Origin of the sequence: Micromonospora sp. FIMYZ51 (assembly GCF_038246755.1) — a bacterium.
Lineage (GTDB): Bacteria > Actinomycetota > Actinomycetes > Mycobacteriales > Micromonosporaceae > Micromonospora.
On the sequence record NZ_CP134706.1, the window covers coordinates 683,642 to 701,378 of the forward strand.

The following is a 17,737-nucleotide window of genomic DNA, read 5'->3' on the forward strand; positions in this document are numbered from 1 at the left end:
TGTGGCGGCGTTGTGGGTGCTTCTATAGCTTAGCGGCGGCATTGTTCGCCGCGAGCCAACCGGTGACGTTGCCGCAGTCGTAGTAGCTGCCGGTGGTGGGTGAGACGAGGACTTCGTGTTCGGTGGCGTACGCCTCGATGGCGTCGGTCGTCTGGTATTCGCCGTTGACGGGGTTCGGCGCGAGTTGGTCGAAGTAGCTGGTGATTTCGCCGGGTAGTAGGTAGCGGCTGATGTTGATGTAGCAGACGGGCTTCTGCCAGTCCTGGGGTTTCTCGATCATGCCGGTGAGGATGTGCGTGTCGGCGTCGTGGTTGCGGGTGGACAGGACGCCGTATCGGTGGGCTTGGCTGCCGTCGACGGTGGCTGCGGCGAGTGCGGCTGGTGTGCCGGCCTGCTGGCGGCGGGCAACGAGATCGGCGAGGTCGCTGCCGCCGTCGTGCCGCAGGAGAAGGTCGTCGCCGGTCAGGAGCAGGAAGTCGTCGTCGCCGATGAAGTCTCGGGCGATCATCGCGGGTACGGCGGTGCCGTATCGGTCATCGCGGGGCTGCTCGATGAAGGCGAAGTCGGCGAGGTCTTGGAGGTGGGCTGCGGGCGTCCACTTGTCGTCCCAGCCGCGTTGGTGGAAGTACGCCTCGGTGTCGGGATCGGCGGTGAAGTAGTGGCGTACCTGCGAACCGGCTTGGCCGGGCGCGGTGACGATGGCGATTTGGCTGATGTTGGCGCGTACGCAGTCTTCGACGGCATATTGCACGACAGGTTTGTTGAGGATGGGTAGCATGCATTTGTTGATGGTTTTCGCGACGGGAAGCATTCTGCTGCCGAATCCAGCAACGGCGATGATGGCTTTCGTTACCACGGGTTGGTCTTCCCCTTCGCGATTTCTGGCTGCGTAGATCGCCAGTGTACGCAAGGGGTGGGTAGCGGGTGTCCATGTATGACGGATCGGGGTTGGTTGTCGTCGGGACGCTTTGAACCAGCGCAATTGGTGGGCGCGGCTTGCACCGTCGCCCGCCGGTGCGTCAGGGGATCGCCGTGGGCGGCGTGGTGACGTACAGGGCCGCGTCTGTCAGGTTCGTGGCCGTTGGCGAGGTGCGGCCGGTCGGATGGTGAGGCGGGTGGCGGTGTCTGCGGAGATCTGGGATGCCGGGGTGATGCCGCCGGAGCTGGTGATGTGGTTCAAGGTTGGGGTGGGCCGGCGTTCGGGGTCGAGGTGGTGGTCGTGGGCTTGCTGGCGGACTCGCGCGAGCATGGTGTCGTAGTCGCGGGGTGTGCCGACCATGCCGTCGACGTATCGGTGCAGGGCGCCGACGCCGGTTTCGGCGATGCGTCGTCCGGCGAGTCGAGTCAGCAGGAGCAACTCGGTGTCGAAGCTGAGGTGGCGGTCGCGGGTGGCGGGCAGGATCTCGCGGAGTAGGTCGGCGGGGAAGGCTTTGAATCCGGCTTGCGGGTCGGTCACGTGATCCAGGTCGAGGAGTTCCGCGACGGCCTGTTGGTAGAGCTGGCTGGTGCGGTTTGGACCGCTGGCCGGGTAGTAACCGTAGGCGTCTGGGGTGCGGCGAGAGCCTATTGCCGCGCCCACGTTGGGATCGGTGGCGAGTGAGCGGAGGAGTAGGCCGGCCTGGTCGAGCGGATAGGTGAGGTCGAGGTCGGTGTAGAAGATGGCGGGGTATCCGACACCGGCGAGTTGGGTCAGTCCCCACAGCACCGCGCCGCCCTTCGCAGTGTTGTCCGGGCTGCTGGCGGGCTGGATCGCAGGCTCGACGTTGCCCTCACTGGTGGTCGTAGACGTGCCGTACGGGTAGCGGGCAATGGTGATGGAGATCCTGGGGGTGGGCGGGTTGCTGGCGAGGAGCTGCCGGAGACGTTGAGCTGACTCGCCGGTCGGGTCCTCATCGACGAAGAGCAGTCCGACCTTGGCGTCGGGTGTGGTGTCGGTGAGCCAGGCAAGCTGGGCGAGCTTGACCCGGGCGGCGTCCTGGCCGTGCGGGTTGCTCGGGGTAGGGGACTCCAATCGCGCGCTCTCGCCGCGCGTGGGAACGACGATGCCGATGTGGATGGGCTGCTCGGTATCGATGAAGGAATTCTTGGATCGGGCGGCTTTGACGGCGGCCATGAACCCGGCGAGGTGTAGGTCGTCGGGTATCCGGTCACGTCGGAGCTTGCTCAGGCCGCGGGCGAAAGCGAGCAGGACCGCGTCGTCGGTGAAGTGGTCGAGGGGGCGTAGCCCCTGATAGCCGGTGAGCCGGTCGGCGACGGCATGCAGCAAGGTTCTCCCGGCCGTATCGATCGCCCAGCAGGTGATGGGGGTTCCGGCGTGGGTCCGGGCGTGCTCGGTGAGCAGTTGGTATGCGGTGACGAGCACCCGCTGGTGAGGTTCCCATACCGCCCCATCCGGCGTGGTGACGTTGGCCTGCCAAGCCGCCTCCCACTCCTCGACCAGGGCCGGCGCGTGCCCGTCCGGTACGGGTGATTGCCGCTGAAAGGTCGTGACGATGGCCATGGCGGCGGCGACGCCCCAAGGGGTACCCGCGGAGGATTCCAGGCCGTCGAGGAGGGTCTCGGCGACCCGCGTGAGGCCACCGTTACCGGCGGCGCACCAGGCAATGAACCCGTCTCGCGCCGTGGCAAGGGGTTGGACGAGCGTGGTGTGCACGGTTCGGGCCACCAGCGCTGCCGCGCGGTCGGTGAACGGGTCGGGTGCGGTCTGTTGGCGCGCGGATAGGAGGGCCTGCATGGTGGGCAGTCGGTCCGGCGTGAGCGGACGACACTTGAAGGTTCCCGCGAGGGCCTGCATCAGCGCCTCGGGGTCCGCCTCGCCGGCGTGTCGGGCGAAGGATGAGGTGGCGACGAATTCGGCATCGATCATGTCTGGTCGGTGTTCGAGCGCCGCGATCGTGCGGGCGAATCGGTGGCAGCCGGTCGTGGTGGGGAACAGCAGGGCGCGCAGCCGGCCTGTGCTGGCACGCAGGTCGGGGCGGGCTGCGACCAATGCGGTGAGAATCCTGATGGGCAGGTCCGTGCGGACGTCGAGAGCGTGGACAACCTGCTCTGCCGTCTCCGGCTCGGTGACCGTGAGCAAGGAACGTAGCGCGCTGATGTCGGTGCACTGTTGGGCCAGGACCGTGGCGAGGGTGCGGTAGTCGTCAGTCGGGGCGGCCCGGGTGAACAGCGGGCTGACGGTGGTCGAGGTCGGGCTCATCGCGCCACCTGGAGCACGCGGGTGATCTTGGTGGCGGCTTGGGCTTCGGTGTCGACCGGATAGAGGAGGTTCTGGCGCAGGAACGTACGCTCGAACGGGTTGAGCTCGCCGTGGATCACCACGGAGCCGCCTGTGATGGTGAATGGCGTGTGCGGCCGGCCGATGCGGACGATGAGCTGGCGGACCTCGTCGGGTGTCGGTGTTGTCGCGGTGGCGCAGACGGCGTGTTGGGTAAGCGGGCACCGTAGTCGGCAGTTGACCTCCGGCTGGTCGTGGTGGGCGTTGTAGTCGGGCAGGTAGCTGCCGCGCACCACGACGCGTCCGCAGGAGGAGCGCTTCAGTACGGCGGGTCGATCCGGCTCCGGCACGTCTGCGTACACCTGGTCGAAGATCGTCATGATCCGCCGTTCCGTGTCGGCGGTGAGGAGTTTCTTTCCGGCGGTGAAGCTGCCTGCTGGCAGAGGAAGGCCGTAGGACATGAACGAGTTGACGTGATCGTCGGAGAACTTGAGCCCGCCGAGGACGACGACCCGGGCGCCGGCATCTTTGAAGGTCTCCCATACGGAGCGGATGTGTGCGTCGGTCGTGTTGAGCCCTTCGGCGATGGGCCGGTAGTAGGCCAGCACGTTGAGGCGTGACTGCAGAGCACGACGCAGGAAGTCGAGGCGTTTGGTCCGGTTGGGTGGCTCGACACTTTCTGGCATGGCCGCGTAGCAGACGTTGATGTCCAGGTCTACGTTGCGCAGGCCCTCCAGCTCGGCGATTTGCTCGTCGTTGAGGCCGTACTTGGTGATGCAGCTGACCCGATTGGTCAAGCCCAGCTCATCCATCCGACGTAGCGCCTGGAGGGTGCGGGGCCAGAGTTGCGGAATGAACGCCTCCGAGGTGGACATGTGCAGACCGACCGGGGTCACGTGCGGGGTGAACCATGGATGAGCCAGCAGCCGGTTGATTGCCTCATCGGCGGTGATGAACTCGACCGGCGTCCAGGAGCCGAGGTAGCCGCTGACGGTGTCGCCCTCGCGCCGGTAGCAGTAGGCGCACATCAGCGGGCAGCCGATGCCCATGTCGACGCTCATCCCACCCTTCATCTGCGACACCAGGTAGGAGGTGTTCAACCCGTCGGCACCGGCCGTGCGTTGTAGCGCCAGGATCTCGGAAGCGGGCATCACTGGCTGGTACCCGGGGTCAGGCTCGGCTTTGAGTGCCAGCGGCGCACCCGCGCTGCCGACAATGCCCGGGTACTCGAAGGACAGGTTGACCGCGAATCGCAACGCGTCGCAGTCGGCCTGGTCGAGGCCGTAGCGTTCCGTCAACGGGCGGATGATTCGGGCCGGGGCAGCGAGGAACGGTACTCGGCGTCCGGGGGGCTCGTGCATCATCCGGTCGGCGGTCACGGTGGTGAGCGCGGCGTCCAGGGCGTTGCTGGCAGGCTGGTCAGTGACATGGGCGAGTCGGGCGGTCTCGACGGCCAGGTAGGGGTCGGTCAGCGGACGCCGGTCGGTGAGCCGGCCGATGAGGGACGCTCGTGTGGCCGGGCTGTGTAGGCCGGAAGCGGGGATTGGCCGTGTGTTGTTGGGCATCGTTCCTCCAGAGGGGTTCGTTGCGGGACGACCGGCAGATGCGGTTACGGCATTCCGGTGAGGGACTCGGTCAGGGAAGTTGGATCCACGCCGTGTGCGTGACCGGCCTCGATCAATGAGGCCAGGTGCTCATCGCCGAGCGGGATGCCGTGCCAATCGGCGTCGGCGACGGTCTGCCAGGCCCGGTCCCCGGGCATTCGAGGGGCCGATTCCGTCGAAGATGGGCGTGCGCTGCGGACCGCCCGCGCGAGCTGGTCGAGGTTGATGCCGAGCTTGTCGGCGACTCCGAGCGCATCGGGCGAGATCGTGATGGCTAACAGACCGCGGCGCTCGCCAGATGGCAGGGCGGTGGAGCCGGTGAACGCGCCGGCGAGGATCTCGGCGGTCACCGCCAACGCGGAGCCTTTCGCGCCGCCGAACGCCCGCAGGACCGCTGCGCGGTGCGGGTCGCGGGTGGGTTGACCGTCTACGGCGTACGCCCAGCCGGGAGGTAGGAGGCGCCCAGCAGTGGCATGCGCGGACACTGCGCCCCACGAGGCCGTACCGCAGGCAAGGTCGACCAGGATCGGGGGCCGGCCTCCGTTCGGTACGGCGACGGCCAGCGGAGTGTTGCCCAACACTGCCTCAGTGGCCCCGAACGGGACCACGCTTGCCTTGCCCGTCTGTCCCACCACGATGGTGAGCACCCCGGCGAGGGCGCCGTGCAGGGCCGGTGAGCCGGCAGCTCCGATGTGTCCGCAACCGGCGAGGGCGACTACCGCTGCCCCGCCACGGGTGGCGATGGTGACCGCGTACCGAACCGCGATGGCTGCCGCCCACGGCCCGACCGCCAGGTCTGCATCCATCCGCGCACACACCCCGTTGCGGTTGATCAGCCGAATCCGGGGCCGGGGATTTAGCCGACCGTCGGCCAGCTTCGCTAGGTACCCACCGGTGAGCCGGGTGCCGTGCGACACCACCCCGCGTCGGTCGGTGTCAACCTGCGACCGCGCCACCGTACGCGCCGCGCGAGCCGGCACTCCAACCTGCAGGTAGCAGGCGGTCACATACTCGACCAACCGGTCGACCGGGACCCGCCGCGTAGGCCAGCGCTCCCTGCCGTCGGCTGGCGCATGGTCGGGGGTCATGATTTGTCCCAGACCGGAGAACGGAAAGGCAGTATGCCCGTGGCTCGGGCACCGAAGAGCACGTGCGCGACGCTGCGGATGCTGGCCGGGTCTGGGCTGTAGCTGGCGATGGTGACCTGCGCTGGGGACTCTGCGAGGTCGACCGGGTCGCCGGTCGCCAGATGGATGATCGGGAACGGCTTTGCGGACAGCTTGCGAGCCACCGCGAGATGGTCTGCGCTGCTGTGGCAACCGTTGTGGGTCACCACCACCGCTGCCTCCCACCGATTGATGCTTGTGGCGGCAGGTAGTGCATCCCCGGGCTCCGGCACGTCCACGAACTGCACTCGGGCGTGGTGTTCTTGAAGCGCGTTCGGCAAGGTGAATGGGGCTCGCCAAGAGGTGTCGGCGCGGAGTTTCGACGCGGGCGGGATGCGAACCACGCCCACCACCCCGCTCGGGGACAGCCGCAGCGGCAGAGCGTCCGCATCGGCGCGGACCACGGTCACGGCCGATCGGGCGACACGAAGAGCAGCAGCTGCCGCGCGACGGTCGGCGTCCTGCCACGTCTGTTCGTCCAGAAGCTCTCCCGGATCGCTTATCGCGAACCGTGCCGTGAGCGCGTCCACTCGGCGGACAGAGGCAGCCAACCGCTCACGGGTGAGCCGGCCCGTCTCGACGGCTCGCATCACCGCGGCGACGACTGCCTCTCGGCGGATCGCAAGGACGGTGTTGGATTCCCGGACCGCATGCTCTGGCTTGCGGCGACCGATCTCCGAGTCGAGAAGCAGCAGGTCAGCGCCCGCTTCGATGGCTCGTACCGCTGCCTCGCCGATGCCGCCCGCATGACGGATCACCGCCGGGATCGACAGGTTTTCCGTCACGACTACCCCGGTGAAACCCAACCGGTCCCGGAGGAGATCTTCGACGACCTTTGGGGAGAACAGGGCGGGAACGCCGGGGTCGATGTCGGCAACGGACTGGCTGCCGACCATCACCGCGCCGACCTGGGCCGAGATGGCCTCCTGAAAGGGCAGCAGGGCACCGCCCGGCAGACTCTTGACGGCTGAGATGCCGGTGTGTGGATCGACGCCGCCACCCAGGCCGGGGAAATGCTTCGCGGTCGCGGCGACTCCCGCCGCTTGCGTGCCCTTCACCCAGGCAGCGACGAGTGCGGCTACCCGTTCCGGGTCACTGCCGAACGAGCGGGTACCGAGCGCCGGGTTGCCGTCAGGGCCATAGAGGTCACACACCGGCGCCAGATTCCAGGCGACCCCCAGAGCGCGTAACTGCTCAGCGACAGCGACAGCGACTTCCCGTGCGAGCTCAGGGTCGCCGGACGCACCCAGGGCCATCGCTCCGGGCAGTAGCGTCACGTCCGGCCAGTCCAGCCCGTTGAACCGCCCGCCTTCCTGGTTGACCATCAGCATCAGCGGATCTGCACCGAGCGCCGAGGCGAGAATCCTGCGCAGGTTCGCTCCAGCAGGCACTGTCGACTTGGTCAATCGGCCCAAACCCGTACCGAACCACGCCTGGATGCGCCGTGCCTCCGAATCAAATATCAGAGGTCGGAATCCGGGCCGGAGCAGCTTACGTACAAGTGCCACGAGCTGGAAATCGTCGAACCGGGAGAATGGGCTGTTCCCAGGATCGTCCTTCCGGAGTCGTGGCGTGCCGCCGCGCGGACGCAACGAAACTCCAGCTTCGCGTAATTGCCCGCGCACGTAGCCATAGGAACGACCCATCTCGGCAGCGATCCACCGTATGGGCCAACCGTCGCTGTAGCGTGCACGAATATCGCTGGCCGCAGAACTCGTCATGGCGCTCCAAAGCTGAAGGGGTTCGGGAGTTTGAAGTTTGTTGCCGCCGCTGTGGTCAGGTGAAATTCACGCCCTTCCTCGTGCGGAAACCGTTGGTCATATGGAAGAGCCGGTCACCTCGGGTTCCGAGGGTGCGCATGGCCCGAGCGGGGCTGGCGCCACATCGGCCAGAAGGTTGGGCCATCGTGCGGCAGCCGGATCGGCGCACGGTGCATGAGTCGGTAGCCGTGACGTGCGAAGAGATCCCGGCTGCCGGGACTCGTTGCCACGAGATACGAGGAAATGCCTGCGGAGTCGAACGTGGCGTGTCGATGGCGCAGCAAGGCGGTACCCAGGCCGCTGCGTTGACGGTCAGGTGTGACGCCCAGGTAGCCGAGGCGGTGATGTCGGATGGCGGGGCTGTGCGCGGCGAGCACGGCCTCGGCTTGGCGGATGCGTTCGCCAGCAGGGCTGTGGGCGTGAGCGCGGCTGAGGAAGGTGACCAGGCTCGGTAGAGTGCTGGTACTCGGATACCAGATGCCGGCAGCGCTTCGGTCCTCGACGGTGTAGACCATGCCGCCGCCATTGCCGAGGACGTAGTCGATCAGCCCGGCGCAGAGCTCGGCGAAAACGGCACGGCGGGCGTCGTCGTCTGGGATGAACCATGCCGTGTCCGGTGTGTTGACCAGCGCGCTGACGAGCGTGCTGGTGAGAGGCGGCGCGTCGGCAAGGGCGGCATGCCGCACGCTGACGTGCGCGGTGGTGCGCATGGAGATGCGACTCCTTACGTTTGTTTGTCCTGCCCGCCGCCACGCCCTCCCCGGCAGCGACGACGGGCAGGGGCCTCAGACGCGCCAGACGAACTGCAAGTCCTCCGGCGTAGCGCCGATTCCGACGGAGGCTAGGGTGTGCGCGAAAAGCGCACCCCACGCCGGCTCGGTTACACCTTCAGCAGGAGCGAGGCCGCGCCGTTCCAGTGCCTCGTACGTCAATCGCTCGACCGTCGCCGCGTCGACCAGCTGCATCCGGCATCCGCACGCCGAGCGATAGCAGCGTCGCCGGTCAACAGATTCGAGCGGACATAGCGGCAGATCACAGCCGTTGCACACCAACCGACCCCACAACGGGTAGAGGTGGCTAGGCGTGTTCCTGCCCCCTACCATCGCGGCAAGGATCTTCAAGGCGTGCAACCGGGAACGGCATGCCGACCGGCCGCACCCACAACCCTGCGAGGTCGCAGGGTGCGCTCGGTAGACGACGGCAGCGAGGTTGGCCAGGCGCGAATCTCCCAGGCCCACCACGGGCGCCTCCGTCCGGTATCCAGCAGTCGCCGGGGCCATAGGATGTCCTCCCTGGTGAATCGGCCGGCACGGCTTTGTCGGCACCATGCGTACGACGTTTGAGCCGCCGATCGAGTTGGGAAGGCTGACCTTGGCTCCGTAAAGCACCCTTGCCTCCCGCACTTTCGGTGATCTCTCCGTTACGCGATCCGGCAACCACAGCCAACCGGGCAATGACGCGGTTGAACAGGTCCGGGGCGTAGTCTCGCTGTTGTCTCTCGCCGGACCTCCGTCGTTGATCTTCAACGGACGCGCGGGCGCGCATTACAGTGCTTACGCATCGAGGAGGTCAGCGATGGCGTCGCAGTTACCGGCATCCGATCGGGACCGGCTCATCCACCCGCTCAGCGTTGTGCGCGCTGCGAGAGGTTGGACGTACCAGGATGTGGTTGGCGTGATCGCGAAGCGCAGCCGGAACATGGCCGCTCGACGGGAGAAGGCATGGCGGTGGGAGCACTGGGGTGTGGTCCCCGACATCGAAAGCCAGCTCGCCCTCGCCGCCGAACTCGACGTTTCGCAAGATCGGGTACGCGAGGCACCATGGCCGCAGTGGCTCCCCGACGGTGACGCGATTCCGACCTCGTTTGGATGGACTCAGCCGGGTGGACTACAGGCACTCGTCAACGCATTGGAGTACGCGCACGTGGACCGCCGTGCCTTCATGAAGATCACAGGCGTGCCGCTGGCCGGCATCGCCGAAGCGTGGCTGACCATCGAACCCCGAGAGCTCGTCGCCGTCCTGCGAGGCGGTCAGGTCACCGCCGACCTGATCGAACGGATGGAGGAGGGCCTTCCGCGACTGCGGTTCCTGGAAGCAACCCGAGGCGGTGACCGAGCCCGAATCCTCATCCACGCCGAACTCGGCATGGTGGTGGATGTCCTCGACCGATCCGCCTACACGGCCGCAGTGGGTCAGCGACTGTACGCCTTGGCGGCAGAACTTGGCCGGATGGCGGGCTGGGCGTCGTTCGATGCTGGCCTGCATGCGGCGGCGCAGCGTTACTGGCTTGCCGCGCTACACGCCGCACATGCCGCCGATGACCGCCTGCTGGGAGCGAACATCCTTAAATCGATGAGCCTGCAGTGCTACGACTTCGGCCGCCCCCTAGAGGCGTTGAACCTGGCGCAGAGCGCCCACGAGGGTGCCAAAGGGGCCACCCCGCGCGCCGCCGCGATGCTGGCGCTACGGGAGGCCAGGGCTCACGCAGCGATCGGGGACGGCGCAGCCTGCGAACGCCTCCTTCAGCAGGCCGACGTCGAGTTCGGTCGCGTAGCGTCGACCGACACGGAACCCGCGTTTCTCGGGTACTTCGATGAGTCCGAGTTCAATGCCCAGGTCGGGACCTGCTACCTGGATCTGGGCCGACCGAGAGAAGCCGATGCGTACCTCAGTCGTACGCTGCGGCTGGTCCCAGCCACCAAGGTGCGGGATCGTGCCACGTACCTGATCCGTCGCGCGTCCGCGCAGGCGCAGCTCGGGGACGCCGACCAAGCCACGTCGCTCGTCGCGGAGGCGATACCGCTGATCCGTGAGGCACCATCGGAACGGAATATGCGCCGCGTTGTTCGAGCACGGCAACGGCTCCCGTTTGCCAAGACCGACCCGCGCGCTCGCGAACTCGACGACCAGCTCGCTACCCTGGGGGCCTGATCATGGCTGACGACAGCATCAAGGTCGCTGTGGTGACGGGCGCCAACCGTGGGCTCGGCGCAGCCATCGCCCGGAAGCTGGCCGAGCAAGGCTTGCACGTGGTGGTGGCTGGTCGGAACGAGTATTCCGTCGACCGCGTGGTGTCCGAACTATTGAAGGACGGACTAGCCGCCAGCAGCCACCAGCTCGATGTCAACGACCCGGCGAGTGTGGCGCGCGCCTTCGCCGACACCGCTAAGCGACACGGCCGGCTGGATGTGCTGGTGAACAACGCCGGCATCGCGATCGACCGAGGTCAGCTAGCGGCGAGCCCTGACTTCGAGCGGATCCGCAGCGCACTGGACACCAACCTGCTGGGTGCCTGGCGTTGCTGCGCTGCCGCCGTACCGGAGATGAGGAAGAACGGTTACGGCCGCATCGTCAACATCAGCAGCCACCTCGCCTCGCTGGCCACGATGGGCGACACCAACGTCTCCTACCGGGTGTCCAAGGCGGCTCTGAATGCGCTGACCCGGGTTCTCGCGGCAGAGTTGGCCGGCACCGGCATCCTGGTCAACGCATGCTCACCGGGACGCATGAACACCCGAATGGCGTACGGCGAGACCGATCGAACGCCAGCGGAAGGGGCCGACACCCCCGTGTGGCTCGCCACTCTGCCGCCAGACGGACCGACGGGCGGTCTGTTCGCCGATCGGACGCTGATTGACTGGTAGAAGACATCCGTGAGGCATCAGCTGCAGGCTGTGCGCCGCCGCCTGCTCGGACGGCACGCATGGGCTTGCGCTGGGCGTTCAGCATCTGTCGTTGAGTGATTCTCGTAAGGAGCCTTGTGAGCGCGCTCGGTAGTTTCATCTGGTCGATCGCGGACCAGCTTCGGGGCCCCTACCGCCCCAACCAGTACGGCAACGTGATCCTCCCGCTCACAATCCTGCGACGCCTCGACTGCATCCTTGAGCCAGACCGGGAGACGGTACGTGCGCTGGCGGCGAAGTACGACAACCCCAACCGGCTCAAGATCGAGGTCAAGAAGGCGACCGGCAGGCCGTTCTACAACATCTCGAACTACTCCTTCGCCAACCTGCTGGCTGACGCCGATGGGCTGGCGGACAACCTGGCCGACTACATCGACCGCTTCTCGCCTGATGTCGACGTGTTCCAGTACTTCGACTTCAAGAAGGAGATCCTCGCCCTAGAGAAGGCGGGGCTCTTGCGCGAGGTCATCACGTCCTTCAGAGCCGTTAACCTGCATCCGGACGTCGTCTCCAACGCCGACATGGGCGATGCGTTCGAGTACATCATCCGCAAGTTCAACGAGGCCGCAAACGAGACCTCCGGCGACCACTACACCCCGCGGGACGCGATCCGGCTGCTGGTCGACCTTCTCTTTGCCGAGAAGGACGCCGACCTGACCGAGGCCGACATCGTCCGCTCGCTGTACGACCCCACTGCGGGCACTGGGGGTATGCTCGCCCTGGCCGAAGAGCACCTGCTTGCACAGAACCCCGGCGCGAAGCTGCGCCTGTACGGCCAGGAGTACAACCCGCAGTCGTACGCGATCTGCAAGTCCGACCTGCTGGCCAAGGGCCACGATGCGACCAACATCGCCTTCGGTAACACGCTGACCGATGATACCTTCAAGGGCCGTCAGTTCGACTTCTGCATGTCGAACCCGCCCTACGGCGTCGACTGGAAGCAGTACGCCAAGGCGGTCACGAAGGAGCGCGACGAAGCGGGCCCCTACGGCCGGTTCGCCCCCGGCCTCCCGGCGACCTCGGACGGGCAGATGCTCTTCCTGCTTCACCTGGTTCATAAGATGCGGGCACCGGAGGACGGCGGCGGCCGGGCCGGGATCGTGATGAACGGCTCGCCGCTCTTCAACGGCGCCGCCGAGTCCGGCCCCTCTAACATCCGCAAATGGCTACTGGAGAATGACCTGGTCGATGCCATCGTCGCGCTTCCGACCAACATGTTCTTTAACACCGGCATCGCGACCTACATCTGGATTCTCGACAACACCAAGCACCCCGACCGCAAGGGCTTGGTCCAGCTCATCGACGGCACGTCGTTCTGGACCAAGATGCGCAAGAGCCTCGGCTCCAAGGGCCGCGAGATCAGCGATGCAGATCGAGCCAGGGCGGTGGAGTTGTACTCCGACTTCACCGATGCTGACCCGGATTACTCCAAGGTGCTGCGCACTGACGAGTTCGGCTACTGGACCGTCACCGTGGAACGGCCTCTCCTCGACGAGTCCGGCAACCCCGTCGTCGACCGCAAGGGCAAGCCCAAGCCGGACACCAAGAAGCGCGACACTGAGAACGTCCCATTCACCTACGGCGGCTCGACCACCGGTGTGGCTGGCAAGGTCGAGGTCATCCGGGCGTACTTCGACGCCGAGGTGAAGCCGCACGTCTCCGACGCCTGGATCGACTGGAGCAAAGTCAAGACCGGCTACGAGATCCCCTTTACCCGCCATTTCTATAAGTATGTCCCTCCCCGCCCCCTCGCCGAGATCGACGCCGACCTAGAGAAGCAGGTCGCCAAGATCCTTGAGCTACTGCGGGAGGTCGAGCAGTGACACGCGACGAATGGTTCGGCGTGCCGCCCGATGGGTGGTTGTCCGCACCGCTTGGCTATTACTTCGACGTGGCGCTCGGAAAGATGCTCAACGCGAGCAAGGACCCCGGTGACGGCAACTCTGCCCCCTACCTTGCCGCCGGCTCTATCCAGCCGGAGCATCTGATCCTCGATGAGACGAAGACGATGGCATTCTCCAGGGAGGAACTCGTTCAGTACGCGCTGCGCAAGCACGACGTCGTTGTGGTCGAGGGCGGCGCGGGTTACGGACGCAGCTATTTGCTCAGGGACGATCTTCCCGGTTGGGGCTTTCAGAACCACGTTGCTCGCCTCCGAGGCAGGGGTCCCGTTGCCCCCGGCTTCCTCCTCTACTGCTTGAAGGCGTGTTTGGCTAGTGGATACATCGAGGCCAACAACCGGACTGCCACGCTTCCGTCGCTCTCCCGCGATGCCCTTCGCTCGATTCCGGTCCCGATGCCGCCCCTCGAGGAGCAGCGCGCCATCGCCGACTACCTCGACCGCGAGACCGCCCGCATTGACACCCTTATCGAGGAGCAGCAGCGGCTAATCGAGATGCTTCGCGAACGCCGGGAGTCGGTCATCACTCGCACCGTGACCCGAGGACTCAAGCCGGGGATTCCAACGACCGACGCTGGTGTCGCCACGTTGGACCATGTGCCGCAGCATTGGCAGATCGTGCGTATCAAGAACGTCGGCCGTGCCCTGATCGGCCTTACCTACGCGCCGGAGGATGTTGTTGACGAGGGAGAAGGCGGAACTCTCGTTCTGAGAGCCGGGAACATCCAAAACGGACGACTGGCCCTGGGCGACAACGTCTACGTGAACGGGAAGGTCCCTACTGACCTTCGCCTAAGGTTAGGAGACATCGTAATCTGCGCCCGGAACGGCAGCCCAAAGTTGATCGGAAAGAATGCCGTTGCTACGGAAGCCGTTGTCGGGCAGACTTGGGGCGCGTTCATGGTCGTTCTTCGGTCGCCGATCAACGGTTATCTACGTTGGGTGCTGAACTCTCAAATATTCCGATCGCAGACTGGTCTCTTCTCGACGGCGACGATCAACCAGTTGACCTCGGCGACGCTCCACAATCTTCGGTTCGCACTACCGCCAGCAGACGAGCAGAGGCGCATTGCTGCATACCTAGATGAACAGACCGCGAAGATCGACATGCTCATCGAAGAAAGTGGGCGATTCGTCGAGCTCGCTCGCGAGCGGCGGGCGGCGTTGATCACCGCGGCGGTGACGGGGCAGATCGACGTACGGGAAGTGGCGTGATGGGCGATCACAACGAGGTCGTCTTTGAGTCCGAGATCTGCGCGTACCTGGAGTCCCAGGGGTGGCTCTACTCGGCAAACGACACTGGCTACGACCGGGAGCGGGCGCTCTTCCCCGAGGATCTGTTTACCTGGCTGGAGGAGACCCAGCAAGCGGCGTACGAGAAGGCGTTGAAGGCGGCGGGGTCACAGGCGAAGTTCCTCGATGTGCTGACCACGGCGCTCAACAAGCCTCTTGACCATGGGGGCGGGACGCTGAACATCCTGCGCAGCGGGGTGCAGTACATCGGCGGTGGTCGGTTGAAGATGGCGCAGTTTCGGCCCGAGACCAGCTTGAACGCGACCACCAATGAGCAGTACGCGGCGATGCGGGTGCGGGTTATGCGGCAGGTGCACTTCTCCACCGCCGACCGGCGCAGTATCGACCTGGTCTTCTTCGTCAACGGGCTCCCGGTGGCCACCGTTGAGTTGAAGACCGACTTCACCCAGTCTCTCGATGAGGCGATCAACCAGTACCGCAAGAACCGGCATCCGCTGACCAACGGGCGGCCGGAGCCGCTGTTGTCGTTCGGGCATCGGGCGCTGGTGCACTTCGCGGTCTCCAACGATCTGGCCGCGATGACCACCAAGTTGGAGGGCGAGAAGACGCACTTCCTGCCGTTCAACATGGGTCACGAGAGTGGCGCGGGGAATCCGCCGGGTGATGGCGGGCGGTCGGCGACGGTGTACCTGTGGGAGCGGGTCTGGGAGAAGGACGCCTGGCTCACGATCATCGGCCGGCTGATGATCGTGGAGACCAAGGAGGAGTGGGATGTCGCCACCGGGACGTCGGTGCGGCGGACGAGCATGCTGTTCCCACGGTTCCACCAGTGGGAGGCCGTGACGAACATCGTGGCCGCAGTGCGCGAGGAGGGAGTGGGGCATCGCTACCTGATCGAGCACTCGGCAGGGTCGGGGAAGACGAACACCATCGCCTGGACCGCGCACCGGCTGGCGCGGCTGCACGTCAACGACGAGAAGGTTTTCGACTCGGTGATCGTGGTCGTGGACCGCACCGTGCTCGACGGGCAGCTCCAGGAGGCGATTCGGCAGATCGACGGGTCGGGGAAGATCGTAGCCACGATCAGCCCGGAGGACGTGCGTAAGGCGGGGGCGAAGTCGAAATCCGGGCTGCTGGCGACCGCGTTGAAGAACGGGGAGCTGATCATCGCGGTGACGGTGCAGACGTTCCCGTTCGCGCTCGACGAGATCCGGGCCGACTCGTCGTTGAAAGGCCGGCGGTTCGCGGTGATCGCCGATGAGGCGCACTCGTCGCAGTCCGGGCAGATCTCCCGCAAGCTCAGGGCTGTGTTGACCGCGGAGGAGGTCAAGGAGATCGAGGAGGGTGGTGAGGTCGACGTCGAGGCGATCCTTGCCGCGGAGATGACCGAGCGAGCCGAGTCGGAGCGCATCTCCTACTTTGCGTTCACGGCGACGCCGAAGCCCAAGACTCTGGAGCTGTTCGGCCGCAAGGGTGCTGACGGCACGTCGGTTGAGTTCCATCTCTACTCGATGCGGCAGGCGATCGAGGAGGGCTACATCCTCGACGTGCTCAGGGGCTACCAGTCCTACGACACCGCGCTGAAGATCGCCGGTCGGGCCGACAGCGGCGACGGCGGCGAGGTGGTGGAGGAGGCCGCGGCGCGTAAGGGGCTGATGCGGTGGGTGAAGCTGCACCCGACCAACATCAGCCAGAAAGTGCAGATCATCGTCGAGCACTTCCACGCCAACGTGGCCCACTTGCTGGAGGGCAAGGCGAAGGCGATGGTCGTGACTGACTCGCGCAAGGCCGCGGTGAAGTACAAGAAGGCGATTGACGCCTATATCGCCAAGCGGGCTGCCAAGGACGCCTCGTACAACTACCGCACCCTGGTTGCCTTCTCCAACTCGGTGACGATGGCCGAGGACGAGGAGTGGGCTTCGGACTGGGGGCCGCAGCCGAGCAAGGACGACGAGTTCACCGAGGCCAAGCTGAACCCCGGCGCCGGCGCGGACCTGGCCGCCGCCTTCAAGGGCGCGACGTACAAGATCATGCTGGTCGCCAACAAGTTCCAGACAGGGTTCGACCAGCCGCTTCTCTCGGCGATGTACGTCGACAAGAAGCTCTCCGGGGTCACCGCCGTGCAGACGCTGTCTCGGCTCAACCGCACCCACCGCACGGGGGGCGGGGAGCAGAAACGCAAGACGTTCGTCATCGACTTTGTGAACAAGCCCGAGGACATCCGGACTGCGTTCGAGCCGTACTTCACCAACGCCACCCTGGAGACCGAGACCGACCCGTACATCGTCGTGCACCTCTCCAACAAGCTCGCCCAGGCCGGGATCTATACGCCAGAGCAGGTACGCGAGGTAGCCGAGTTGTGGGTCACCCGCAAGGGCAACAACGCGCTCTCGGCCGCGATCAGCCCGGCCAAGAACGACTTCGCCCGCCGCTACGCGGCTGCGATCGAGGCCGACGACAAGGTCACCCTCAACACCCTCGACCTGTTCCGCAAGGACGTCTCCACCTACGTCCGGCTCTACGACTTCATGAGCCAGATTGTCGACTACGGCGACCCGTACCTGGAGATGCTCTCGATCTTCCTTCGGCTCCTGGAGAAGGTCATTACAGACTCCTCCTGGGCCGCGGAGGTCGATCTCTCCGACGTGGTCCTGGTCGGCGTGAAGCACACTAAGGCGACTGCGGTCGACATCTCGCTGACCGGTGACGGCAAGCTCAAGGGCATCGGCGCTGCGGGCACCGGCACCCGGAAGGAGCCGAAGTACGTCGCACTACAGGTCGTCATCGACAAGATGAACGACCTCTTCGGGGCCGAGTCGTTCTCCGCGTCCCAGGTCCGTGAGTTCGTACAGGGACTCGTACAGCGGCTGCTCGCCTACCCGGGCCTGGTCAACCAGGCCAAGGTGAACTCGAAGCGGCAGTTCATGGAGTCGCAGGACTTCCAAGCGGCGGTCACCGAGGCGGTCGTCGACAACCAGGACGCCCACAACACCATGGCCGACTACTTCTTCAGCGACGGTCCAGGCATCAACGCCGTCATCATGGCGCTCGCGGACGCCTTCTACGAAGCAGCGATTGACCAGCAGACCGACGTGTGAGTAGGCCAGCCCCGGCGGATCTCATCGATGCCCAACACCTCGACAGGCTGCGGCT

General features: G+C 65.8%; 12 protein-coding genes. 5 read left to right on the forward strand and 7 right to left on the reverse strand.

The genetic code is table 11. The features are described from left to right. Positions 1 to 22: 22 nt before the first annotated feature. From QQG74_RS03330 to QQG74_RS03360, 7 genes are all read right to left on the reverse strand, one after another. Complete coding sequence (locus tag QQG74_RS03330; protein WP_341718822.1) at positions 23 to 910, reverse strand: sugar phosphate nucleotidyltransferase; 888 nt, start codon at positions 908 to 910, stop codon at positions 23 to 25. 156 nt (positions 911 to 1,066) lie between these two features. Further along, a complete protein-coding gene (locus QQG74_RS03335; protein ID WP_341718823.1) occupies positions 1,067 to 3,199 on the reverse strand; it encodes a hypothetical protein in 2,133 nt (710 codons plus the stop codon). Then, entirely contained in the window at positions 3,196 to 4,782 is a 1,587-nt protein-coding gene (locus QQG74_RS03340) for a hypothetical protein (protein WP_341718824.1), read from the reverse strand. The genes QQG74_RS03335 and QQG74_RS03340 overlap by 4 nt, the downstream gene beginning before the upstream one ends. A 44-nt stretch (positions 4,783 to 4,826) precedes the next feature. Further along, positions 4,827 to 5,909, reverse strand: coding sequence for an Ldh family oxidoreductase (locus QQG74_RS03345; protein WP_341718825.1), 1,083 nt, complete (start codon positions 5,907 to 5,909; stop codon positions 4,827 to 4,829). Beyond that, positions 5,906 to 7,708, reverse strand: coding sequence for a glycoside hydrolase family 3 N-terminal domain-containing protein (locus QQG74_RS03350; RefSeq protein ID WP_341718826.1), 1,803 nt, complete (start codon positions 7,706 to 7,708; stop codon positions 5,906 to 5,908). Before QQG74_RS03350 ends, QQG74_RS03345 begins: the two co-directional genes overlap by 4 nt. Before the next feature lie 113 nt (positions 7,709 to 7,821). After that, on the reverse strand, positions 7,822 to 8,457 hold the full coding sequence (locus QQG74_RS03355) for a GNAT family N-acetyltransferase (protein WP_341718827.1): 636 nt from the start codon (positions 8,455 to 8,457) through the stop codon (positions 7,822 to 7,824). A 75-nt stretch (positions 8,458 to 8,532) separates the two neighbouring features. Further along, positions 8,533 to 8,712 carry a hypothetical protein gene (locus tag QQG74_RS03360; protein ID WP_341718828.1) on the reverse strand — a complete coding sequence of 60 codons (180 nt, stop codon included), beginning with the start codon at positions 8,710 to 8,712 and terminating at the stop codon, positions 8,533 to 8,535. 610 nt (positions 8,713 to 9,322) lie between these two features. Between QQG74_RS03360 and QQG74_RS03365 the strand changes: the two genes are divergently transcribed. The 5 genes from QQG74_RS03365 (at position 9,323) to QQG74_RS03385 (ending at position 17,682) form a co-directional block, all read left to right on the forward strand. After that, positions 9,323 to 10,678, forward strand: coding sequence for a transcriptional regulator (locus QQG74_RS03365; protein ID WP_341718829.1), 1,356 nt, complete (start codon positions 9,323 to 9,325; stop codon positions 10,676 to 10,678). 2 nt (positions 10,679 to 10,680) lie between these two features. Next, positions 10,681 to 11,391, forward strand: a complete 711-nt coding sequence (locus QQG74_RS03370) for an SDR family oxidoreductase (protein WP_341718830.1) — start codon at positions 10,681 to 10,683, stop codon at positions 11,389 to 11,391. Between the two features lie 116 nt (positions 11,392 to 11,507). Continuing rightward, positions 11,508 to 13,253 carry a class I SAM-dependent DNA methyltransferase gene (locus QQG74_RS03375; protein ID WP_341718831.1) on the forward strand — a complete coding sequence of 582 codons (1,746 nt, stop codon included), beginning with the start codon at positions 11,508 to 11,510 and terminating at the stop codon, positions 13,251 to 13,253. Then, positions 13,250 to 14,545: a restriction endonuclease subunit S gene (locus QQG74_RS03380; protein WP_341718832.1), complete on the forward strand. Its 1,296-nt coding sequence runs from the start codon at positions 13,250 to 13,252 to the stop codon at positions 14,543 to 14,545. Before QQG74_RS03375 ends, QQG74_RS03380 begins: the two co-directional genes overlap by 4 nt. Continuing rightward, positions 14,545 to 17,682: a DEAD/DEAH box helicase family protein gene (locus QQG74_RS03385; RefSeq protein ID WP_341718833.1), complete on the forward strand. Its 3,138-nt coding sequence runs from the start codon at positions 14,545 to 14,547 to the stop codon at positions 17,680 to 17,682. Before QQG74_RS03380 ends, QQG74_RS03385 begins: the two co-directional genes overlap by 1 nt. Positions 17,683 to 17,737 lie beyond the last annotated feature (55 nt).